17 protein-coding genes are annotated in these 23556 nt (G+C 61.8%); 3 read left to right on the forward strand and 14 right to left on the reverse strand.

Translation table 11 applies throughout. The features are described from left to right. Nucleotides 1–49 precede the first annotated feature (49 nt). The 6 genes from AACV02_RS26715 to AACV02_RS26740 all read right to left on the reverse strand — a co-directional run bounded on the left by AACV02_RS26715 (nucleotide 50) and on the right by AACV02_RS26740 (nucleotide 6110). Nucleotides 50–1465, reverse strand: coding sequence for a PIG-L deacetylase family protein (locus tag AACV02_RS26715; protein WP_119737970.1), 1416 nt, complete (start codon nucleotides 1463–1465; stop codon nucleotides 50–52). Beyond that, nucleotides 1462–2358: an antimicrobial resistance protein Mig-14 gene (locus tag AACV02_RS26720; protein ID WP_106577586.1), complete on the reverse strand. Its 897-nt coding sequence runs from the start codon at nucleotides 2356–2358 to the stop codon at nucleotides 1462–1464. The genes AACV02_RS26715 and AACV02_RS26720 overlap by 4 nt, the downstream gene beginning before the upstream one ends. Continuing rightward, the gene (locus AACV02_RS26725) at nucleotides 2358–3488 is read right to left on the reverse strand and encodes a glycosyltransferase (RefSeq protein WP_119737972.1); all 1131 of its coding nucleotides are present in this window, start codon (nucleotides 3486–3488) and stop codon (nucleotides 2358–2360) included. The genes AACV02_RS26720 and AACV02_RS26725 overlap by 1 nt, the downstream gene beginning before the upstream one ends. Next, nucleotides 3472–5229, reverse strand: coding sequence for a carbamoyltransferase family protein (locus AACV02_RS26730; RefSeq protein WP_119737974.1), 1758 nt, complete (start codon nucleotides 5227–5229; stop codon nucleotides 3472–3474). Before AACV02_RS26730 ends, AACV02_RS26725 begins: the two co-directional genes overlap by 17 nt. A 152-nt stretch (nucleotides 5230–5381) precedes the next feature. Next, entirely contained in the window at nucleotides 5382–5738 is a 357-nt protein-coding gene (locus tag AACV02_RS26735; RefSeq protein WP_119737976.1) for a YceK/YidQ family lipoprotein, read from the reverse strand. A gap of 42 nt (nucleotides 5739–5780) precedes the next feature. Beyond that, the gene (locus tag AACV02_RS26740; protein WP_119737978.1) at nucleotides 5781–6110 is read right to left on the reverse strand and encodes a YceK/YidQ family lipoprotein; all 330 of its coding nucleotides are present in this window, start codon (nucleotides 6108–6110) and stop codon (nucleotides 5781–5783) included. A gap of 179 nt (nucleotides 6111–6289) precedes the next feature. Here AACV02_RS26740 and AACV02_RS26745 point away from each other — a divergent pair, with 179 nt between their 5' ends. Beyond that, nucleotides 6290–8392, forward strand: coding sequence for a TonB-dependent receptor family protein (locus tag AACV02_RS26745; protein WP_119737980.1), 2103 nt, complete (start codon nucleotides 6290–6292; stop codon nucleotides 8390–8392). 100 nt (nucleotides 8393–8492) lie between these two features. On the opposite strand, the gene AACV02_RS26750 is transcribed toward AACV02_RS26745, so the two are convergent. The 8 genes from AACV02_RS26750 to glnE form a co-directional block, all read right to left on the reverse strand. Next, nucleotides 8493–9944 carry a lipopolysaccharide kinase InaA family protein gene (locus AACV02_RS26750; protein ID WP_119737982.1) on the reverse strand — a complete coding sequence of 484 codons (1452 nt, stop codon included), beginning with the start codon at nucleotides 9942–9944 and terminating at the stop codon, nucleotides 8493–8495. Next, nucleotides 9944–10696, reverse strand: a complete 753-nt coding sequence (locus tag AACV02_RS26755; protein WP_119737984.1) for a lipopolysaccharide kinase InaA family protein — start codon at nucleotides 10694–10696, stop codon at nucleotides 9944–9946. The genes AACV02_RS26750 and AACV02_RS26755 overlap by 1 nt, the downstream gene beginning before the upstream one ends. Then, nucleotides 10693–11427, reverse strand: coding sequence for a lipopolysaccharide kinase InaA family protein (locus AACV02_RS26760; protein ID WP_119737986.1), 735 nt, complete (start codon nucleotides 11425–11427; stop codon nucleotides 10693–10695). Before AACV02_RS26760 ends, AACV02_RS26755 begins: the two co-directional genes overlap by 4 nt. Next, nucleotides 11427–12233: a lipopolysaccharide core heptose(I) kinase RfaP gene (gene rfaP, locus AACV02_RS26765; RefSeq protein ID WP_119737988.1), complete on the reverse strand. Its 807-nt coding sequence runs from the start codon at nucleotides 12231–12233 to the stop codon at nucleotides 11427–11429. The genes AACV02_RS26760 and rfaP overlap by 1 nt, the downstream gene beginning before the upstream one ends. Continuing rightward, nucleotides 12230–13354, reverse strand: a complete 1125-nt coding sequence (locus AACV02_RS26770; RefSeq protein WP_119737990.1) for a glycosyltransferase family 4 protein — start codon at nucleotides 13352–13354, stop codon at nucleotides 12230–12232. The genes rfaP and AACV02_RS26770 overlap by 4 nt, the downstream gene beginning before the upstream one ends. Beyond that, nucleotides 13354–14415: a lipopolysaccharide heptosyltransferase I gene (gene waaC, locus AACV02_RS26775; protein ID WP_119737992.1), complete on the reverse strand. Its 1062-nt coding sequence runs from the start codon at nucleotides 14413–14415 to the stop codon at nucleotides 13354–13356. The genes AACV02_RS26770 and waaC overlap by 1 nt, the downstream gene beginning before the upstream one ends. A 1-nt stretch (nucleotide 14416) precedes the next feature. After that, a complete protein-coding gene (waaF, locus tag AACV02_RS26780; RefSeq protein WP_119737994.1) occupies nucleotides 14417–15451 on the reverse strand; it encodes a lipopolysaccharide heptosyltransferase II in 1035 nt (344 codons plus the stop codon). A gap of 198 nt (nucleotides 15452–15649) precedes the next feature. After that, complete coding sequence (gene glnE, locus AACV02_RS26785) at nucleotides 15650–18589, reverse strand: bifunctional [glutamate--ammonia ligase]-adenylyl-L-tyrosine phosphorylase/[glutamate--ammonia-ligase] adenylyltransferase (RefSeq protein WP_119737996.1); 2940 nt, start codon at nucleotides 18587–18589, stop codon at nucleotides 15650–15652. Nucleotides 18590–18972: 383 nt separating this feature from the next. Here glnE and aceE point away from each other — a divergent pair, with 383 nt between their 5' ends. Next, the gene (gene aceE, locus AACV02_RS26790) at nucleotides 18973–21618 is read left to right on the forward strand and encodes a pyruvate dehydrogenase (acetyl-transferring), homodimeric type (protein WP_017138519.1); all 2646 of its coding nucleotides are present in this window, start codon (nucleotides 18973–18975) and stop codon (nucleotides 21616–21618) included. A gap of 11 nt (nucleotides 21619–21629) precedes the next feature. Then, nucleotides 21630–23288 carry a dihydrolipoyllysine-residue acetyltransferase gene (gene aceF / locus AACV02_RS26795; protein WP_119737998.1) on the forward strand — a complete coding sequence of 553 codons (1659 nt, stop codon included), beginning with the start codon at nucleotides 21630–21632 and terminating at the stop codon, nucleotides 23286–23288. Nucleotides 23289–23556: the final 268 nt, after the last annotated feature.

Consider the following 23556-nt stretch of genomic DNA (forward strand, 5'->3'; position numbering starts at 1 on the left):
ACTGTCATTTTTTGCGGGAGCGCACTGCGCCCCTCCACGTTACGTAACCTTACTTGTGCTTGATGAACCAAAAAAGTTCATGTCGCCTTACAGCCTTGCGGTAAAACTCATTTTCCCCCCAGGGTGAAATGGCCCTTGCGGCCAGCAACCGTTGGATCGCACGCCGCACGCGCCGCTTGAACGGCATCCTGGGCTGCAAGTCATGCATCATGCCCAGCGACATGGCCTTGTCACGCTGTTGTTCGGCAGACAACGGCACGCAGAAAGGCTGCAAGGTGATGGTCGAATCAAAACAGGGCGGCAACGCGATGCCGTTGCCCGAATCGCCCATCGGCCAGCGGTCGTTGTCATGCAGGTGATTGGCGTAGCCGAGCAGCGTGGTCGGCTGCCACTCCAGCCCTTGCAGGGCTTGCAGCACGGCATGCTGTGCGCAGACATGGTCAGGGTGCGGGTCGAGCACCGGATGCGGCAGCACGATAACGTCAGGACGCGCCATCAGCAGCACCGCGCGCAGATCTGCCAGCAGATTGTTCCAGGTCGGCCGGCCATCGGCATCCGCAGGCAAGGGGAACGGGTTGAATTGGCGAAACACGCGAATGTCGCTCAACTCGGCTTCTCGTGACGCCACCGCGCGATCAGGCTCGGCCCTCATCGCCGCCAGCTGCAGGCAGAAGTACCCCAGCTGCACGCAATTTTCCTGCGGCACACCCGCCCAACGCGGCACGGCGATACTGTCCCAGGCGCGCAACCGGCCCTTGAGGCGTGCAGCCTCGGGCTTGCCCAGGCCCATCTGCTGATAATGCTCGGCTTCGATTTCGCCGGCCGTCAACGTCACGATCCAGGGCTGCGCCGCCTGACTGTACAGGCCAAAGGCGGCAAGCTCGGCATCATCGGCATGGGGCGCAATCACCATCACCCGCCGCTGACGCACGTCGGGCTGGCGAAATACCGACAACACCGGCGTGCCTTGCACACGGCAGAACCGGCCGCTCAGGCGCAGTTGCCCCGCGAGCAGCGCTTGCGCCTGGCCGGTGAGGTTCAAGTAGCGCACGCCGTTGACGCCGCGTTCGAACACCTGCCGATCGCCCTGTGGCAAGGCGATAAACGGATCAATAAAGCGCCCCAGCAAGCCGCTCTTGAGCCGCAGCGCAAGGATCAGCGTCTCGTCGCCCGACAGCTCCAGCGCCTGCTCCAGCAGCAATCGGCCGTTATCCAGAACAACCTTGGGTTGCTCGGTCTCGGCCGCAAAGGCGTACTGATAGTCGTCGCCGGGCGAGTAAAACAGATGGTCGGCAAACCAGGCTTCATGGGCCACCCAGGCCAGAACTGCCAGCAGCAGCGGCAGCCACCAGGCCACCGCCACGCCGACGCCGATCAACACCAGCAAACCGACCAGCAGCGCCGTACGCTTGTTGCGGCGATGGCGTTTGAGCAGGGCTTGCTTGCGGCTGGGAGAATCACTCATACCTTGAACACCGGCACCGGGTTGCACCAACGGTCTTTGTACTCGCGGTCTGCCCGGCCAAACGAAAATCGCAGCGGCTTGCCGGCTTCCCGCGCCTGTTCCCAGGCACTTTGCGTGTTGAGGAAACTCAGCACGCTGCCGGGGCTGAACTCACGCGTCTGAGGGTCTACGCCGCCATTGACGTACTCGACGCTGACCCACTCTGGCGCTTCAACGCGGTAAACCAGCTGAATCGCGATCGGCGCATCGTTGAGGAAAATCACCGAACCGATCAACCATTCACGCAGCAGTTCGATCACCTGCGCCATGCGCTCGGCGCCGGTGGCGGGAAAGCCCCAGCGGCGTTGGAACAAATCACAGTAAATTGCCGCCAGCTCGGCACTGGTGAACGTCTGGACCGCACGCACAACACCGCCCGCCTCTTCCAGCAGACGCAACTCGCGGCGCTGGTTATAGCGAAATTTCTTCGACAGTTCTTCCGGGGTACGCGCCATGGCCAACTGCTCGGTCTGCAGCTTGATGCCGGCAAAACGGCCTTCATTCAGCGCCGACAGGTAGCGCGCGCGATGACGCAAAGGGGCTTGAGCATCGGCGGCGGCCGGCAGAATCAACTCGGCATTGCCCAAGTCGAACAAGCCCTTCTTGCCTTTGCGCTTGAGCACATCCTTGGATAACGCCAAGTCCTGGCCCCAGGTCGCAATACAGGCCTTGAGTTCGCCGCCGTGTTCCCACGCCAGGTAGCGCACAGGAATCTCGGCCAGCCCGGCAAGACGCTCAACCACCTGCGGATGGGTGGCAACACTGCCACCGTAACGCTGCCAGGCGTCGCTGTAGGTGGACGCGTCAACGACGGACCAGCCACGCTCGCGCCAGCCTTGGAATCGATTGAGCATCACGCCCTCGCGGTCAGTTCAGTAACGTGCGGCAGCTGCCAGAAGGCAGCGCGAACCGCCTGGTCCGAGAACTGCTCGTGCAAGCGCTCCAGCATCATCTGGGCGCATTGCGCGTGCTGCTGACGATCCATTGCCGCCAGGTGCCGAAGCCCCTGGCCCAAGTGCTCGGCATCGCCGAAGGGAAACAGGATCCCCACGCCTTCGACCACTTCCCGGGCGCCACCACACGCTGTTGCCAACAGCGGCACGCCGGCGGCCATCGCCTCCAGCAGTACCATGCCGAAAGGCTCGTGATCGGAACTCAAGGCAAAGGCGTCGAAGGCTCGGAAGTAACGGCGCGCATCCGGCACCTGGCCGAGGAACAGCACCTGCTCGGCAATCCCAAGCTCACGGGCCAAGGCCTTGAGGTCTTTCTCCAAGCGGCCGGTGCCGAGGATGGCCAGACGACTTTGTGCCGGCAAATGCGGCAGCGCCAGGGCAAACCCCTTGAGCAAGGTCGCCTGGTCCTTGTCCGGGTGCAGGCGGCCAACGTTGCCGACCACCCACTCATCCGGCGACAGCCCCAACGCATCACGCGCCGCTTCGGCCGGAACCTGCAGGGCCTGCATGGCGTCGACGTCGATGCGGTTGTACAGCGTTTGAATCCGCGCTGCCGGCCAGGCCGGCAAGCAACGGCGCATGTCATCACGCACCGCATCGGACACACCAAGCAGGCTCAAACGCTTGCGGAAAATCGACGCAAACAGCTTGCGGCTGCGGCGCTGATAATCACCAAAAGCGTGATGCACACCGATCACCGGCAAGCGCGTGCCGAGCAAGGCGATATAGATCGGCTTGAACCGGTGAGCAATGCAGAAACTGAAATTGCGTGACGCCGCGATCTTGCGCAGCTCACCGATGGCGCCCAGCTTCAGGCCACGAATGGCCTTGGAGCTGAATTCCATGAACAACACTTCATCAGAGGCACAACCGGCCGCCACATCGGGGTCGGCGGCCCCGGTGAGAAACACCGTGGTCACCTTGTAGCCCGAGCCTGCAAACAGGCTGGCGTACTGCCGCGCGCAATCGAGGAACGGCCCGTCATAGCCGTGGCAGAACTGCAGGACGTGGCGATCAGCCGACCGAGTCATAAGGGTCCACGCCGTCTTTGACGACCAGGATGTCTTCCATGATCAGGTACTGCAGGTCGGAGCCGAAGAACATGTTCAGCGCGTCGGTCGGCGAGCAGATCATTGCTTCGCCGCGACGGTTGAGCGAGGTGTTCAGGGACACGCCGTTGCCGGTCAGTACTTCCAGCTCTTTCATCATGTCGTAGTAACGCGGGTTGTATTCGCGCTTGAGCACCTGGGCACGGGAAGTGCCGTCTTCGTGCACCACTTCCGGCACACGGGTTTTCCATTCTTCCGACACTTCAAAGGTGAAGGTCATGAACGGCGCCGGGTGATCGACCTTGATCATCTGTGGCGCAACGGTGTCGAGCATCGACGGGCAGAAAGGCCTCCAGCGCTCGCGGAACTTGATCTGGTGGTTGATGCGATCCGCCACGCCGGTGGCGCTTGGGCAACCAATGATCGAACGACCGCCCAACGCGCGCGGGCCAAACTCCATGCGGCCCTGGAACCAGGCCACCGGGTTGCCGTCGACCATGATCTTGGCGATGCGCTTGGGCATGTTCTCGATCTTGCGCCACACCGGTTTGCTTGCGTGCTTGGCGCACGCGGCGATCACGTCTTCGTTGCTGTAGGACGGGCCGAGGTAGACGTGTTCCATCTTCTCGACCGGTACACCACGGGCGTGGGACACGTAGGCGGCGGCACCCACCGCGGTGCCGGCATCGCCGGACGCCGGCTGCACGAACAGCTCCTTGACGTCATCGCGGGCAATGATCTTCTGGTTCAGCTTGACGTTCAGCGCGCAGCCGCCGGCGAAGGCCAGCTTGCCGGTGTCTTTGAGGATGTCGCCCAGGTAGTGGTCGATCATCTGCAGGGCCAGCTTCTCGAACAGCGCTTGCATGCTGGCCGCGTAGTGGATGTACGGCTCGTCGGCGATATCGCCTTCGCGCTTGGGACCCAGCCACTCGATCAGTTTTGGCGAGAAGTAGAACCCCTTGCCCTTCTCTTTGTAGCGACGCAGGCCGATGACGTTGGCGTAGTCGGTGTTGATCACCAGCTCGCCGTTCTCAAACGAGGCCAGGCGCGAGAAATCGTACTTGCTGGCATCGCCATACGGCGCCATGCCCATGACCTTGAACTCGCCGTCGAGCATCTCGAAACCAAGGAACTCGGTGATCGCGCCATACAGGCCGCCGAGGGAGTCCGGGTCGTAGAATTCCTTGATCTTGTGGATCTTGCCGTTTTCGCCGTAGCCGAAAAAGGTGGTGGCGTACTCGCCCTTGCCATCGATCCCGAGGATCGCGGTTTTCTCCTGGAAGCCGGAGCAGTGGTAAGCGCTGGAGGCGTGGGCCAGGTGGTGTTCAACCGGTTCGATCTTGATTTTCTTCGGATCGAAGCCCAGTTGCTCCAGGCACCAGACGATCTTGTTGCGGTAGCGCTTGTAGCGACGGTTGCCCATCAGGATCGCGTCAAGGGCGCGGTCCGGGGCGTACCAGTAACGCTTGGCATAGTGCCAGCGCGCCTCGCCGAACAGGCTGATCGGGGCGAACGGAATCGCCACCACGTCAACGTCGGAAGGCTTGATACCGGCTTGTTCCAGGCAGAACTTCGCCGACTCGTAGGGCATGCGGTTCTTTGCATGTTTGTCGCGTACGAAGCGCTCTTCTTCGGCGGCCGCGATCAGCTTGCCGTCGATATACAAGGCTGCGGAAGGATCATGGCTAAGGGCGCCGGACAGGCCAAGAATCGTCAATGCCACAGGGGTCTAGCCTCTTTTAGTCTGCATGCAGGCGGGTTGCGCCTGAAAAAAGTGTGCCTCTCGCCTGGACGAGAAACAGCTAAAGGGCGGGATTATAGCGTAAACACGCCACGTGATGATCTAGGGAATGTGGCGACCGGTTGTCACTGCGCCTAGCGGTAGATCTCAATGCTGCCGTCCTTGTTCTGGCGGTAGATCGTGTAGGGCAGCACCAGCGTGTCCATTACACCGGAGGCAATCGCCTCAATGGCAATGACCGGGAACGCATTGCTTTCGCGCGGTGGAAAGGTTGGGTTGTTGATGCCTTTTTCAGGCTGGGGCTCGCTGTTCAAGTAACAAAACCCGTAGATCACGCCGCTGTAGATACGCGGCACGTTTTCGCAGTGGCTGTGCGCATCCTTGAGGCTCTGGCTGGCCACAGCGTCCGGGCGAAACACGGTATTGATGGTGCCGCAGCCGGTGAGCAGTGCGAGCGTCAGCATCCATGGAAGGGTGAAACCACGATTCATAGACAACTCCATTTGTCATGGCCAGCTTATGCACAGCCTCGTTCAAGAACCGCCAGGGCGCCAATAGACGCTGATGTTGCCGTCGTTTGCCTGGCGATAAATCGTGTAGGGCAACACAACGGTATCGGCAACGCCGGACGCTGCAATGTCCAGCAGCACGAAGGGTATCAGTATGCCGGTCGGATCGGGAGCCGCGTGCAGCGCGCAGAAATCAAAGGCCACGCCACTGTAAACGCGGGGTATGGACTGGCAGTACGTTTTGATAAGCCGCAGCTCACGCGCGGTGTCGCCGTCTTTGCGAATGACGCTGTTGACGGTCCCACAACCGCCCACCAGCAGTGCGGCAATACCCATTGCAGCCGTGATTTTCATTGTGATTGTCCTGTGATCGCCAACGGCCGGCCACGCTATCAGCGAAAGGTCGGATCCCCCACCCAAGCGCATCGCCAAATTGCGTGCGAAAAATCCGAAATGGCAAAAACTCAGCATTTCACTAAACTCGCGCCCTTTTGCGCGTTTATGTCTTATGCGCCACGGATTCGGGCTGCCCCATGAAAACCCTTGCTCGCCTCACCCTATTGCTGCCAAGCCTGTTCACCTTGTGCGACACCGCCCGGGCTGAAGACGCAGCCCTGATCCTCGACCCCAGCGTGGTAACCGGTTCACGCAGCGCCAGCCCGACGTTCGACCTTCCGTATTCGGTCGACAGCATCAGCCGCGAGCAGATCAGCGAGGGCCAACTCGGCATCAATGCCTCCGAAGCCCTGTCCCGCGTGCCTGGCCTGGTGGTGCAGAACCGTCAGAACTACGCGCAGGACCTGCAGATTTCCTCACGCGGCTTCGGTGCGCGCTCGGCCTTTGGCGTGCGCGGCATCAAGCTGATCGCCGACGGCATCCCCGCCAGCACTCCGGATGGCCAGGGCCAGGCCGCCACGTTCAACCTCGACACCGCCGAACGCATCGAAGTGCTGCGCGGCCCGGCCGCCACGCTGTATGGCAGCAATGCCGGCGGCGTGATCCAGATGTTCTCGCGCGATGGCGAAGGCCCGCCGCGCATCGGCGCCGAAACGCTGGTGGGCAGTGACGGCCTGAACAAGAACCACCTGACGGCCGAAGGCGCGGCGAATGGCGCCGGTTTTGTACTCGACGCCTCGCGCATGGACACCGACGGCTACCGCGACCACAGCAGCGCCCGTCGTGACCAGACCTTTGCCAAGCTGAATATCCAACCCGATGACGACAGCAAACTGGCGCTGATCTACAGCAGCCTGGAGCAAAACGGCACGCAAGACCCGCTGGGCCAGACCTGGGCCGCGTACAAGGCGGACCCGCGCTCGGTAGCGCCGGCCGCGCTGCAGTACAACACGCGAAAAAGCATCGATCATCAGCAATTGGGCTTGAATTACGAGCGTTATATCGGTGATGCCACGCTGCAGGTGAATGCGTATACAGGGCGGCGCAGTGTGATTCAGTACCTGTCGATCCCGGACAAGTTCGCCAGTGGCGCCCCCAACCCGGCCAATGCCCGCGGCGGCGTGGTGAACTTCGACCGCACATTCTACGGCGGCTCCGTCCACTGGCTGCAGCCGATCACCAGCGTTCCCGGCGACCTGACCCTGATCACCGGCCTCGACTACGACCGCAGCCAGGATGATCGCCAAGGCTACTCCAACACCCTCAACGGCGTGCACGGCGTCAAAGGCGCGCTGGGCCGCGACGAAATCGACACCGCCACCAGCCTCGACCCGTTCGTGCAGGCCAACTGGTTGCTGGGCGACTGGACCCTGCAAGCCGGCCTGCGTCACAGCACCATGAAGATGGACGTGGACGACCACTTCCTCAGCGACGGCAACGACAGCGGCAACAAGACCTACCAGAAGAACACGCCGTCAGTGAGCGTGATGTATGCGTTCACACCGGACCTGCATGGCTATGTGAGCGCAGGCAAAGGGTTTGAAACCCCGACCCAGGCGGAGTCGGCGTATTCCAGCAGCTCGAACGGCTTCAATTTCGCGCTCAAGCCGTCGGTCAGCAAGCAGTATGAAATGGGGCTCAAGGCCCGGATCGGCCAGGACACACGCGTGAATGCTGCGGTGTTCCAGATCACCACCGATGACGAACTGGTCGTGCAGCAATCCAGCGGCGGTCGCACCACCTACCAGAACGCCGGTCGCACCTTGCGCCGTGGTTTCGAACTGGGCGTGGAAAGCCAATTGACCGAACAGTGGAGCACCCACCTCGCCTACACCCGCCTGCAAGCCACCTATGACAGCGACTTCGTCAGCGGCACCAGCACGGCGGTCGACAAAGGCAACTACCTGCCCGGCGTCCCCCAGACCACGCTCTTCGCCGAGCTGAACTGGAAACCACGCGACTGGGTCAGCACCGCCCTCGAAGGCATGTACCGCAGCAAAGTCTACGTGGAAGACACCAACCAGCAACGCGCCGCGCCGGCCTACAGCGTGTTCAACTGGCGTGCGCGCTTCGAGCAGAAGGTCGAGCACTGGACCTTCCACCAGACCCTGCGCCTGGATAACTTGCTGGATCGCCAGTACGTGGGTTCGGTGATCGTCGGGGACGGCAACTTCCGCTATTACGAAGCGGCGCCGGGAAGGTCGTGGTACGCGGGGGCGGGGGCTGAATATCAGTTTTGATCAGCCAGCGCGGCGCCTGGGCGCCCGTCATCGCGGGCCAGCCCGCGCCCACATCAACCTGTAGGAGCGGGCTTGCCCGCGATAGAGCCGAAGGCCCGTCTTAACCGGCGGCGCCGATCGCTTTGGGCAAACGCTGATCGATCAGCTGGTACAGCGCGCTGCTCTCGGGCCAGTTGCGCATAAACCGCGCGCGGTCCTTGGCATACACCGGCGCGAAGCTGGCGAGTGAACTGTGCTGACACATGGCGTCCAGGTCGATCAAGGCCCAGCGGTCTGCATGCCAGAACAGGTTATGGCCTTTGAAGTCACCATGACTGATGCGCTCACGAATCAGCTCGGCAAACAGATGATCCAGCGCCAGCAGCTCATTCTCTGGCGCATCACCGCGCTCAACGTACGGCGCAAAACGCTCGATGATGTCCGGCCCCGGCAAGTATTCAGTCACCAGGTACGCCCGACTGCGCAGCCACAAAAACCGCTTCTCCAGCACCGCCAGCGGCTTGGGCGTAGCAATCCCCAGAAACGCCAGACGGTTGCCTTCGCGCCACGAATGCCAGGCGCGGCTCGGGCGCCAGAAGCGCTTGAGCCAATGGGCGAAACCCTTGATGTTGTAGCGCTTGATCACCAGCGGCCGACCGCCCACCTCGACCTTGCCCACGCTGGCGGCCCCGCCGGTTTTGTACAGGTGGCCCTGATCCAGCAATGCATCGGCCTGCTCCAGCACCGGCAGCAAGGCGGCCTCTTCCTCACGGCGAATGGCGCGCAAGGCAAAGGCGCCACGCACGACACTGAACAGCGTGCAGTCGCGGCCAACCTTGTTCAAAAAGTCCTTCAAGCGCCAGGCGCTGACCTTGCGCACCTGCTTTTCGAGCGCTTCCAGCGGCAGGGCGTGCTCGCCATTGCTCAGCAGGTAATAGACCAATAATTCCTCGGTAAAGGGTTCGAGGTTTTTCGGCAACTGCGCAAAAAACACCCCGAGGTTTTCCAGTACCCGGTTGCGCGACAGCGGCTTGCCTGCGGCTTCGACACGAATGCCGGCGCCGTCAATCAGGTACAGCTTGCCGTCCTGACGCAGCAGGTTGTCCAGGTGCAGGTCTTCCTGCCACAGCCCTTTGGCATGCATGTGGGCAATCGCCCCCAGCGCCTCGGCGAGCACGGCTGTTTGTTCGTCCGCCAGCGGCGGCAAGCCTTCAACTGCCTGCCAGGCATCGGCGAGGCTTTGGGCGCCTTCAATAAAGTCGAACAGCAGCCAGCCGCCCTCGCCTTCCTGCAAGCCATCGGCCAACAGCTGCGGCGTGGTCAGGCCTTGCTGGGCGAGCAAGCGTACGCCGCTGAGCTCGCGCTGAAAATGCCGTGCCGCCTTGCTGCCCACCAATAATTTGGCCAGCACCGTACGCCCGCGCCAGACGCCGGCGCCCACATAACGCTCGCCCGGCAACACACGCAACAGACTGAGCAGTTGCAACTGCCCTGGGCCGGCGGCATCTGCCAGTTCGATGGTCAGCGGCAGGCTGGGCGTGCGGCCGGCTTTTTTCAGCTCGGACAAACGCATCAGCGGTTCTCCTTGTGGCTGCGACGCGCCGTCAGCCGTTCAAACCAGGCACCCACCTTTGCGCTGTTTTCAGGCTCTGCCAGGTAGGCCGCCAGCAACTGCCGCACTTGCGCGTCCGTCCACTGCGGCGCGCGGCGCAGCAGCGGCTCCAGGTCTTTGACCCGGTCACGCTGGCCGAACAACAGCGGGCGGGTTTTCTCCAGGTCGATCAGCTGCGCGGCGTAACCGTCGCCCAGGGCCTGCAGAAAAATATGCTTGGGATAAAAACAGCCATGTACCTGACCTACGCTGTGCAGATGACGGGCCAATTGACCGCAGGCCAGCAGAATTGCGCGGTGCTGGGCGTCAGTCAGTTGCGACCACTGCTCCAGCAACGAATCCAGGTCGTTCCAACCGTCCAGGGCACGGGTCAGCAACATCGCGCGGTGCTCGCCGCTGACCTTGCGCTCACCGAAAAAAGCGGCCTGCAACGCCGGAATACCGAGTTTCTGATAACGGCTGATATTGCGAAATTCGCGCGCAAAGGTGGGCTCGCCAAACGGCTTGTGCAGCGTGCGTGTCCGGTAGTTGCTCTGGCGCTTGAGGTAGTAACCCTGCCCTTCAAGCTCCAGGCGAAACACGCTGCTCCAGCCACCCTTGCTGGTATTGGGCTCATCCACCGCGTCCAGTTGTCTGGCCCACAGGGCGTCAAAGGTTGCCAGACCATGGCGCTCCAGCAGAGCGCGGTCTTCGGCCGCCAGGAAATCACTCATTCGCGTCCCTCGAAAAACTTCACCACGTGGCGAATTCGCTGTTTGTCTGACGCCGTCAGGTGCGTGCGTTGGCGGTATTGCATGTAGAAGCGCAGGCGCTGTGTGGCCGACAAGTGATACTTGGCGACCTTGTCCAGGCAGGCCAGGTCCTTGGTAATTCGGTACTTGAGCCAGAAACCGCGCCAGAAATCACCGTTGGGGCAATCGATGAGGTACAGGGTCTGCTGGTCGTCGACCAGCAGGTTGCGCCACTTCAAATCGTTATGGGTGAAGCGGTGCTCATGCATGGTGCGCGTGTATTCGGCGAGCTGGCGACTGATCACGCTGACCCAGTTGGGGTCTTTCAAGCGCGGATCTTTGCGATCAGCCAGCACCGACAAGTCTTCAGTCTTGGGCAATTCGCGGGTGATCATCGCGCCCCGCGCGTAGGCCAGGCCTTTGCGTTCCAGCCCCCAGGCCACCACGTCGGCGGTGGGAATGCCCCACTTGGCGAAACGCTTGAGGTTCTGCCATTCGGACTTCACCCGAGGCTTGCCCAAGTAGCGGCGCAGGCCCTTGCCGGCACCGACGTAACGCTTGACGTAGTAATTGATCCCGCCGCGCGCCACTCGAATCACTTCCGACAATGGGTCGCGGGTCAGGCGCTCGCCTTGCAGGGCGAATACCGCTTCAAGGCTGCCGAAATCATCCGCCAGGGCGGCGTAAGCAGGTTCCAGGTTCCAACCCGCCATCAGAGCGCATCCCCGTAGCGTTGTTTACGTGCATACAGCTTGTCGGCCTTGGTTTGCAGCCACTGCAACAAAGCATTTTCTTCAGCGAGGATCTGGCGCAACGGCTGCTGGAAGTAGCCTTTGAGGAAGCGCAGCTTGTCACGACGCGTCAAGCCAATGTCCAGCGCCGAGAAGTACAACGCGGCCAGGTCTTTGTCGCGCCAGCGATGACTGATTTTGTCGCGGGTCTGGGCGCGGTGCAGGTCGATCACCGACAACTTGAAGGTGTCAGCCGTCACCGGCGTATCGGTGTGCAACAGGAAGTGGCAGATGTAGCAATCGCGATGGTTGACCCCACCGCGATGCATCATGCCGGTCATGCGCGCCACTTCGGCGATCAGCGCGTGCTTGAGGCGCGGCGCGGGCGGCTGCTTGAGCCAGTCGATGCTGAAATCTTCCAGGCTGACAGTCGGCGCCAGTTCTTCAGTGATGATGAACGAGTGCTGGTCGGCCGGGTTGCTGCCGCGCTCGCCGTACGCCACGGCGGTCATGGTCGGCACGCCGATCTCATGCAAGCGCTGGATGGCCTGCCACTCCTGGCCCGCACCGAGCACCGGCAGCTTGGCGGTGACCAGATTCTTGACGATCTCGCCCCAGCCGATGCCACGGTGGATCTTCACGAAATAGCCACGCCCATCCACCTCGGTGCGCAAGGTGCGCCGGGCTTCAAGTTCACGGTACACCTCGCCTTCCAGCCGCTCGACTTCGGCGAAGGCATCACGCCCGGCCCAGAGGGTCTTGAACGGTTCGGCAAGCATCAACTTCATCGTTTTGGCTCCGCCAGAATCACATCCGCCGCGTGCTGCGGCATGCTGTAGAGGTCGGCCGTCTCGGCGTACGCCAACCCATTGCGGCCCCAGGCCGCACGCTGTGCAGTGTCGGTAAGCATGCGTGTCAGGTAGTGGTTGAGCTGCGTTTGATCGAACGGCTCGTCCAGCACCAACCCACTGTCGGCCTCGCTGATGTAGTGGGCGTAACCACACACCGCCGAGACCAGCACCGGCAACCCGGCCACCAGGGCTTCGAGCAACACGGTGCCGGTGTTTTCGTTGTACGCCGGGTGGATCAACAGGTCGGCGCCCAGCAGGAAACGCGGAATATCGCTGCGCCCTTTGAGGAACTGCACGTTATCGCCCAGCCCCAACGTAGCACTCTGCAATTGGAATACTTTGGGGTCGTCCTGGCCAATTACAAACAGACGCGTGCGTTTTTTCAGTTCCGCCGGTAAGGCGGCCAGGGCCTTGAGGCTGCGATCAACGCCCTTGGTCTTGAAGCCCGAACCGATTTGCACCAGCAGCAAGTCGTCGTCGGCGAGGTTGAATTCCTGGCGGAAACCTTCGCGGATTTCGGCGGCATTCGGCGGCGCGCGGCGGTCCTGGGCGATGCCCGGCGGCAGCAGGTGGAAACGTTCCAGCGGGGTGTCGTAATGCTTGATGAACAGCGGTTGCTGCACTTCAGAGATCATCAGGATTTCAGTCTTGGCGTCCCTGGCGAACACCGCGCGCTCGTACTCGGCAAAATGGCGGTAACGGCCAAAGCTTTTGTACAGCGAGTGACGCAGGTTTTGCGCCTTGTCTTCAAAGCAGCCATCGGCGGCGTAGTACGCGTCCAGGCCGGGCATTTTGTTGAAGCCGATCAGACGGTCCACCGGGCGTTTGGCCAGGTCGGCTTCCATCCAGGCGCTGAGCTTTTCATTGCGCCGATGGTTGAAGAACGCCTTGACCGGCGCCACCAGCACTTCGAAGCCCGGCGGAATGTCGCCTTCCCAGATCAGCGTGTAGACACGAATCTGATGGCCGCGCTGCTGGCACTCCAGGGCGATGCGCATGAAGTCGCGCTGCAGGCCACCGAAGGGGAAATATTTGTACAGAACAAAAGCCAGTTGCATCAGTGCAGCTCCTCAGCCAGTAACAACGTGCTCAGTCGGCTTGCCACACGCTCAGGGTTCAGGCGCGTGAAGCACAGGGGCGACTCACGCTTGATGTCGAACCGACGCAGGTCGTCGGCCGTTGGTTGATAGGTACAGTGTTTTTGCAGGCACGGCGCGCACGGGAAGTCGCTGGCCAGGTGAATCTGGCCCTTGCCATAGGCGCCGGTCAGGCCGGGGTTGGTGGGGCCGAACAGGGAAATGGTCGGCACGTCCAACGCAGCGGCCAGATGGCCTAGGCCAGTGTCCACCGCCACGCAGGCACGGGCGCCGGCCAGCACGCGGGCCACGCCGGCCAGGTTGAGCTTGGGCAGCACTTCGGCGTTTTGCAGGCCATGGGCCAGGCGTTCGGCACGGGCTTTTTCGTCGGCATTGCCCCACGGCAACTTCACGTCCACGCCCAGGCGGCCCATGCGCTCGGCCAGCTCGCGCCAATAGGCTTCGGGCCAGTGCTTGGTGTCCCAGGTGGTGCCGTGCAGCAGCAGCACAAAGGGTTTTTTCGGCGGCAGGCCGAGCAGCTTGTCGGTGCTCAGGCCGTAGTCGCCCAACCCCTTGGGCAGGTCGTAGCCCAGCGCAACGGCGAACAGCTGGCGCAAACGCTCTACCGCATGCTGCCCACGGGCCACGGCCAGGCGGCGCGAGTAGAAACGCGCAGCGATGGGTTCGCGTGCAGAATGCTCGTCGAAACCCGCTACCGGAGCGCGCACGTAGCGCGTCAGCCAGGCACTTTTCAGCAGGCCTTGGGCGTCAATCACCAAGTCATATTTGGTCGACTGAACACGCTGCTTGAACCGTCGCCACTCGCCGCTCTTGATGGTTTGCCAGATGTTTTTGCGCCAGCGACGAATCGCCACCGGAATCACCTGGTCCACCGCCGGGTGCCAGGTGGGGATCTCGGCAAAGCCTTCCTCCACCACCCAGTCAAAGCGAATGCCGGGGATCGCCCGCGCCGCGTCGGTCAGTGCCGGCAAGGCGTGGATCACGTCGCCCAGGGATGAGGTCTTGACTACCAGTACTCGCAAACTAACGGACCTCGACCACAGAGCCTTGCAACCGCTGCAACGCGTCGCTGACCGGTTGCGGCAGCAGCTGGCGCAGGCAATTGTAGTGGCCGAAACGGCAGGTACGCTCAAAACACGGACTGCAATCCAGGCCCAGGCGCACCACTTCGACCTTGTCGGCCAACGGCGGTGTGAAGCCAGGCGAGGTCGAGCCGTACACCGCCACCAGTGGGCGATTCAACGCGGCAGCCACGTGCATCAGGCCGGAGTCGTTGGACACCACCGAGTCGGCGCAGGACAGCAGGTCGATGGCTTCGGCCAGTGACGTGTCGCCGCTGAGGTTCACCGCTTCTTCGCGCAGCCCAGGGATCAGGCGCTGGCGGATGTCCTCGCCCACCGAGTGATCGTTTTTCGAACCGAACAACCACACCTGCCAGCCTTCGCGAATCTTCATCTCGGCGACTTTGGCGTAATGCTCCGACGGCCAGCGCTTGGACTCGCCAAACTCCGCGCCTGGGCACAGCGCCAGCACCGGACGGTCGAGCATCAGGCCGAACTTGGCCAGGGTCGCGTCACGGGTTACCGGGTCGATCTGCAAGCTGGGGCGCGGGTACGGCGTCGGCAGGTCGGCACCTGGCTCGTAGGCCAGGGCCATGAAGCGCTCGATCATCAGCGGGTAGCGTGCTTTGTCGAGGGTGCGCACATCGTTGAGCAAGACGTAGCGAAACTCGCCGCGCCAGCCGGTGCGTTTGGGGATGCCGGCGAAATACGGCACCAGCGCCGACTTGAGCGAGTTGGGCAACAGGATCGCCTGGTCGTACTGGCCGACCATGGATTTGCCGATGCGCCGGCGCGTCGCCAATTCGAGGGCACCGTGGCCGAGCGGGAAGCTCAAGGCCTTGCGCACCTGGGGCATGCGCTCGAGGATCGGCCGGCTCCACTCGGGGGCGAGCACGTCGATTTGGCAGTCGGGATGACGCTGTTTCAGGCACTGGAACAGTGTCTGCGCCATCACCATGTCACCGACCCAACTGGGCCCAACGATCAGAATATTCATGTAGTTTCCACAAACGATGCGGGGAGGCTTATGCCTCCCCGCATCGACAATGATTGTAGATCGCGCTTTGTGTGGGAGCTGGCTTGCCTGCGATGGCATCGCTTCGGTATGACTGAAGTACCGAGGCGCCTGCATCGCGGGCAAGCCCGGCTCCCACATAAGGCCGATTTCCACATTAAATTGGCGCCACTCAATTAATCAGCTTAACCCCAGCGCCTGCCAGATTCGCATCACCTGGCGCCGTTCGTCGGCGAACTGATCCCCGGCTACCGTGCCAGCCTCATTTTGCAAGGCCTGGCGGTGCGCGGCGGAACGGTAGGCTTTATACACCTCGCGCAGCAGATGGGCATCGGCGGCGGGCATCAGCCCGACCTGCTCCAGGCCCTCCAGAATGCGGATATTGTCGGTGTAGCGCAGCAACGATGGATGTTGCGCAGACCACGCCAAAGCCGCGTATTGCACCATAAATTCAATATCGACGATACCTCCGGCGTCCTGCTTGAGGTCGAACACCACCGTGGGCTCAAAGGCATTGGCGCCGGTGCCGGCCGCCGTAGACCGGGTGCCCAGGTTGTCGCGCATCTTGGCGCGCATCTCGCTGACCTCCTGGCGCAGCTTGGTCAGGTCACGCTCACGCCCCAATACTCTGGCGCGTACGTGCTCGAACGCCTGGCCCACATCCTGACTGCCCACCAGCACCCGCGCGCGGATCAGCGCCTGATGTTCCCAGGTCCAGGCCTCATTTTGCTGATAGCGCTCGAAGGCTCCGAGTGAACTCACCAGCAAGCCGGACGCGCCGGATGGGCGCAGGCGCATGTCGACCTCATACAGCTGGCCGGAGTTGGTCTGGGTGGTCAGCAAGTGGATGATGCGCTGGCCCAGGCGCGTGAAGAACTGCGCGCCGTCGATCGGCTTGGCGCCGTCAGTCTCGGCCTGCGGGTCACCGTCGTGGATAAACACCAGGTCCAGGTCAGAACCATGCCCCAGCTCGATGCCACCCACCTTGCCATAACCGACAATGATGAACCCCGGGTCGCACAGCGTACCGTCAAGCCGCTGCGGCGAGCCGTGGCGGGCCACGGTCTGGCGCCACGCCAGGGCCAGTACTTGTTCGAGAATGGCTTCGGCAAGCCAGGTCAGGTAATCGCTGACTTTCATCAATGGCAGGCTGCCGGCGATTTCCGAGGCGGCCACGCGCAGACGGTGAGCCAGCTTGAAGTGGCGCAGCGCCTCCATCTGCTGCTCAAGGTCATCCTCAGGGATGCGCGTGAGGCGTTCGCGCAACTCGGCGGCGAGTTCCGGCGCCAACGGCGGTTTGAACAGGCGGCCTTCGTTAAGCAGTTCGTCGAGCAACAGCGGGAAGCGCGTGATCTGTTCGGCGATCCACGGGCTGGCGGCGCACAGTGTGAGCAGACGGCGCAAAGCGTCGGGGTTTTCCGTGAGCAGCACCAGATAAGCGGACCGGCGAGCGACGGCTTCGACCAGCGGCAGTACACGCTCAAGCACCAAATCCGGGTTGGCGTGTTCGACGGCCTGGGCCAGCAGACGCGGAATAAAAGCATCCAGCCGCTCCCGCCCCAGGCGCTGCATGGCACGCAATTGCGGGCTGCCGCGCAAGCCGGCCAGGGCTTTGAGGGCTTTGGGCGCGTCGGTAAAGCCACCTTCCTGCAATTGCAGGCGAGCGGCGTCTTCGTCCTGAGACTCTTCCCACAGTGGCAGCCACTCGCCACCTACGACCAGCTCACTCTCTGCGCCTTCTTCTTCGTCGGGGTCGGCGATGACCTGGCGGAAGTGCCAATCCACCCGACCACGCCAATACATCAGGCGCTCATGGAACGCGGACCAATCGGCAAAGCCCAGCATAAAGGCAATGCGCGCCTGATCTTCCGGGGTGTCCGGGAGCATTTGCGTCTGGCGGTCGGCGATCGCCTGGATCGCATGCTCGGTGTAACGCAAGAATTCGTAGCCGTTGCGTAACTCGGCAATCACTGTCGCAGGCAAATAACCCTGCCCTTCGAGCGTGCCGAGCACCTTGAGCAATGGCCGTTGTTGCAGGCTCAGGTCGCGGCCGCCGTGGATCAACTGGAACGCCTGGGCGATAAATTCCACTTCGCGGATGCCGCCCGAGCCCAGCTTGATGTTGTCGGCCATGCCTTTGCGCCGCACTTCCTGCTGGATCAGCTGCTTCATGGTGCGCAGCGCTTCGATGGCCGAAAAGTCCAGGTAACGCCGATAGACGAACGGGCGCAGCATATCCAGCAGTTGCGCACCGGCCACCTGGTCACCGGCAACCACGCGCGCCTTGATCATGGCGTAGCGTTCCCAATCACGGCCCTGGTCCTGGTAGTACTGTTCCAGCGCGTTGAAGCTGAGCACCAGGGCGCCAGCCGAACCGTAGGGGCGCAGGCGCATGTCGACGCGGAACACAAACCCGTCGACCGTCATCGGGTCGAGCGCCTTGATCAGTTTTTGACCAAGCCGGATAAAAAACTCCTGGTTATCCAGCGCGCGCTTCACGCCCACCGTCTCGCCGCCCTCGGGGTAGGCGAAGATCAGGTCGATATCAGAGGACAGGTTCAGCTCCACGGCGCCGAGTTTGCCCATGCCCAGAATGACCATGTGTTGGGCTTCGCCGCTGCGTCGGCCGGTGGGTGTGCCAAATTGCACGCAATGGCGTTGGTACAGCCATTGGTAGGCTTGGTCGATGCTGGCGTCGGCCATGTCGGAAAGGTCGCGACAGGTTTGCACCAGGTCGGCCTGGCGCGTCAGGTCGCGCCAGATGATGCGCACTTGCTGGCGGGTGCGCTGGCGACGCAGCACGCGACCCAGCTCATCTTCTGTTTCTACCTGTTGCACGGCGCCGGCGATCTGACCGCACAGCTCGCCGGGCGCAAAGCCGCGGTCCAGCTCGCCCCAGGCCACCAGCTCGAGCAACATCAAAGGGTCACGCAGGCTCTGTTCAATGACAAAATCACTGGCGGCGCACACGCGGGCGAAGTCAGCCCACCGTTGCGGCGTCCATGCAGAAAGTCCATGATCGTCGTCCAGCGCGGCCACTGCGTCACGAAATGACTGCTCGGCCCGCTGGGCAAAAGGCAAGAGAATGGCCGGTAATGGGGCCAGTGCTGGAAGGCTCATGGTCTATCCTTGATCGGCGCGTAAAAGGCTTGTTGCTGTGAACGCAAGAACCACGCTCGGTGAAGGACTGTCGAACAAAGGTTATAAATAGCTGAAATTAAATTAATCTTGGCAGGCAACATCAAACTTTCACCTTTTCTTGTTCGCAAAAGATCAACAATAACGATTATGCTCACCAGCCAGACCGAGCAATCCACTCGGTCTTGTGTAGTTTTACTACTCGTATATACATTCGAAAGGCTGAAATGGCCGACGATTTGTAGTAAAACTACAGGACGCCGAAGCAACCTTCGGCCATCCAAGAATTTATGTCGTCTGCCCACAAGGCCAGTCGCAAACTTCAGGCAACCGATTCTGGTAGCCTTTCCGCCCTGGAGCAAGCCATGCAAGACCTCGATCCCGTCGAAACCCAGGAATGGCTGGACGCCCTGGAATCGGTTCTCGACAAAGAAGGCGAAGACCGTGCTCACTACCTGATGACCCGTATGGGCGAACTCGCGACCCGCAGCGGCTCGCAATTGCCTTACGCCATCACCACGCCATACCGCAACACCATCCCCGTTACCCACGAAGCACGCATGCCTGGCGACCTGTTCATGGAACGCCGCATTCGCTCGCTGGTACGTTGGAACGCCATGGCGATGGTAATGCGCACGAACTTGAAAGATTCTGACCTGGGCGGTCACATCTCCAGCTTCGCTTCCAGCGCAACCCTGTATGACATCGGCTTCAACTACTTCTTCCAGGCCCCGACCGACGAACACGGCGGCGACCTGATCTACTTCCAGGGCCACACTTCTCCAGGCGTTTACGCCCGTGCGTTCATGGAAGGCCGCATCACCGAAGAACACATGAACAACTTCCGCCAGGAAGTGGACGGTAACGGCCTGTCGTCGTACCCGCACCCTTGGCTGATGCCTGATTTCTGGCAGTTCCCGACTGTGTCGATGGGCCTTGGCCCAATCCAGGCGATCTACCAGGCACGTTTCATGAAGTACCTGGAAGCGCGTGGCTTCATCCCTGAAGGCAAGCAGAAAGTCTGGTGCTTCCTGGGCGACGGCGAGTGTGACGAGCCGGAATCCCTGGGCGCCATCTCCCTGGCTGGCCGCGAGAAGCTCGACAACCTGATCTTCGTCATCAACTGCAACCTGCAGCGCCTCGACGGCCCGGTTCGCGGCAACGGCAAGATCATCCAGGAACTCGAAGGCGTGTTCCGCGGTGCTCAGTGGAACGTGACCAAAGTGATCTGGGGCCGTTTCTGGGACCCACTGCTGGCCAAAGACGTCGACGGTATCCTGCAGCGTCGCATGGACGAAGTCATCGACGGCGAGTACCAGAACTACAAAGCCAAAGACGGCGCGTTCGTCCGTGAACATTTCTTCAACACGCCTGAACTCAAGGCAATGGTTGCAGACCTGTCCGACGACGAGATCTGGAAACTCAACCGTGGCGGCCACGACCCGTACAAGGTCTACGCGGCGTACCACGAAGCGGTCAACCACAAAGAACAACCGACCGTCATCCTGGCCAAGACCATCAAGGGTTATGGCACCGGTGCCGGCGAAGCGAAAAACACCGCGCACAACACCAAGAAGGTTGATGTTGAAAGCCTGAAGCTGTTCCGCGACCGCTTCGACATCCCGGTCAAGGACGAAGAGCTGGAGAACCTGCCGTTCTTCAAGCCGGAGCCAAACAGCGCCGAAGCCCGCTACCTCAGCGAGCGTCGCACTGCACTGGGCGGTTTCGTGCCACAGCGCCGCGCCAAGTCTTTCGACATTCCGACGCCGCCACTCGATACCCTCAAGGCTATCCTGGACGGCTCGGGCGACCGTGAAATCTCCACCACCATGGCCTTCGTGCGCATCCTGGCGCAGCTGGTCAAGGACAAGGAAATCGGCTCGCGTATCGTCCCGATCATCCCGGACGAAGCCCGTACCTTCGGTATGGAAGGCATGTTCCGTCAGTTGGGCATCTACTCCTCCGTCGGCCAGCTCTACGAGCCAGTCGATAAAGACCAGGTGATGTTCTACAAGGAAGACAAAAAGGGCCAGATCCTCGAAGAAGGCATCAACGAAGCGGGCGCCATGAGCTCCTTCATCGCTGCCGGTACCTCGTACTCCAGCCACAACCAGCCGATGCTGCCGTTCTACATCTTCTACTCGATGTTCGGCTTCCAGCGTATCGGCGACCTGGCGTGGGCAGCAGGCGACAGCCGTACCCGTGGCTTCCTGATCGGCGGTACTGCCGGGCGGACCACGCTGAACGGCGAAGGCCTGCAACACGAAGACGGTCACAGCCACATCCTGGCTGCCACCATCCCGAACTGCCGCACCTTTGATCCAACCTACGGCTATGAGCTGGCGGTGATCATCCAGGACGGCATGAAGAAGATGACCGAAGAGCAGCAGGACGTTTTCTACTACATCACCGTGATGAACGAGTCCTACCAGCAGCCAGCCATGCCGGCCGGTGTCGAGGAAGGCATCATCAAGGGCATGTACCTGCTCGAAGAAGACACCAAGGAAGCGGCACACCACGTACAGCTGATGGGCTCCGGCACCATCCTGCGCGAAGTGCGTGAAGCGGCCAAGATCCTGCGTGAAGAGTTCAACGTCGGCGCCGACGTGTGGAGCGTTACCAGCTTCAACGAACTGCGTCGCGACGGCCTGGCAGTGGAGCGTAACAACCGCCTGCACCCAGGTCAGAAGCCAGCGAAGAGCTACGTCGAAGAATGCCTGGCCGGCCGTAAAGGTCCAGTCATCGCCTCTACCGACTACATGAAGCTGTTTGCTGAACAGATTCGCCAGTGGGTCCCGTCCAAGGAGTTCAAAGTCCTGGGCACCGACGGTTTCGGCCGCAGTGACAGCCGCAAGAAGCTGCGTCACTTCTTCGAAGTTGACCGTCACTTCGTGGTGTTGGCAGCCCTGGAAGCCTTGGCTGACCGTGGTGAGATCGAACCCAAGGTGGTGGCTGACGCTATCGTCAAGTTCGGTATCAACCCGGAAAAACGCAACCCACTGGACTGCTGAGGAGATTTTTTGTGAGCGAACTCATTCGCGTACCTGACATCGGCAGCGGTGAAGGTGAAGTAATCGAGCTGTTTGTAAAGGTCGGCGACACCGTCGAAGCCGACCAGAGCATCCTGACCCTGGAATCGGACAAGGCGAGCATGGAAATCCCTGCTCCCAAGGCCGGTGTGGTCAAGAGCCTGAAAGTGAAGCTGGGCGACCGCCTGAAAGAAGGCGACGAACTGCTGGAACTGGAAATCGAAGGTGCCGCTGACGCGGCCCCTGCGCCAGCGCCTGCTGCCGCTGCTGCACCCGCACCGGCTGCTGAAAAGCCTGCCGCCGCTGCCGAGGCGCCTGCAGCCCCGGCCGCTGCTCCGGCTGAGGCCTCTGTTCAGGACATTCACGTCCCGGACATCGGCTCGTCGGGCAAGGCCAAGATCATCGAGCTGCTGGTCAAGGTCGGCGACACCGTCGAAGCCGACCAGTCGCTGATCACCCTGGAGTCCGACAAGGCCTCCATGGAAATCCCATCGCCGGCGGCCGGCGTGGTGGAAAGCATCGCGGTCAAGCTCGAAGACGAAGTCGGCACTGGCGACTTCATCCTCAAGCTGAAAGTACAAGGCGCTGCGCCGGCTGCTGCTCCAGCACCGGCTGCGGCCGCTCCTGCTGCAAAAGCTGACGCGGCTCCCGCTCCGGCTGCTGCCGCTCCTGCACCTGCTGCAAAAGCCGAGGCCGCTCCGGCCCCTGCTGCTGCCGCACCTGCGCCAAGCGGTGCCAAGGTTCACGCCGGCCCAGCCGTGCGTCAGCTGGCCCGTGAGTTCGGCGTTGAGTTGAACGCTGTGTCGGCCACCGGCCCGCACGGTCGCGTGCTCAAGGAAGACGTGCAGGTTTACGTCAAGGCCATGATGCAGAAGGCCAAGGAAGCTCCGGCTGCCGGCGCTGCTACCGGTGGCGCTGGTATTCCGCCAATCCCGGTCGTGGACTTCAGCCGCTTCGGCGAAACCGAAGAAGTGCCGATGACTCGCCTGATGCAAATCGGCGCGTCGAGCTTGCACCGTAGCTGGCTGAACATTCCGCACGTGACCCAGTTCGACCAGGCCGACATCACCGACCTGGAAGCTTTCCGCGTTGCGCAGAAAGCCGTGGCCGAGAAAGCTGGCGTGAAACTGACCGTGCTGCCTCTGCTGCTCAAGGCCTGCGCGCACCTGCTCAAGGAACTGCCGGACTTCAACAGTTCGCTGGCGCCAAGCGGTAAAGCGATCATTCGCAAGAAATACGTGCACATCGGTTTTGCAGTTGATACCCCGGACGGCCTGCTGGTGCCTGTGATCAAGAACGTTGATCAGAAGAGCCTGCTGCAACTGGCTGCCGAAGCTGCTGCACTGGCCGCCAAGGCCCGTGACAAGAAGCTGACCGCAGACGATATGCAGGGCGCCTGCTTCACCATCTCCAGCCTCGGGCACATTGGCGGCACTGGCTTCACGCCAATCGTCAACGCGCCGGAAGTGGCGATCCTGGGTGTGTCCAAGGCCACTATCCAGCCTGTGTGGGACGGTAAAGCGTTCCAGCCGAAGCTGATGCTGCCGCTGTCGTTGTCCTACGATCACCGTGTGATCAACGGCGCCGCCGCTGCACGCTTCACGCAGCGTCTGAGCCAACTGCTGAACGACATCCGCACCATCCTGCTGTAAGCCTCAACGGGCCTCCCTTTTACCAGGGAGGCCTGGCTGCACCGATTTCCGAGCGCCACGCTCGTACCTCAACCCCGCCAACTGGCGGGGCTTTTTTTGGCCTGCTTTTTTGTCGGGGCAAGGGGCGTAGCGCCTGCGTCAATGCGCCACCCATCACCTGGATTGTAGAAACCGTTCCCGCGGCCGATAACAGCCATATAGCACTTAGCCTTCATCCTCTCTTGTCAGTGCGTGCTGCATGATGCAACCTTGCCGCAGGCGACAGTAA

Origin of the sequence: Pseudomonas sp. Larv2_ips (genome assembly GCF_963879675.1) — a bacterium.
GTDB lineage: Bacteria > Pseudomonadota > Gammaproteobacteria > Pseudomonadales > Pseudomonadaceae > Aquipseudomonas.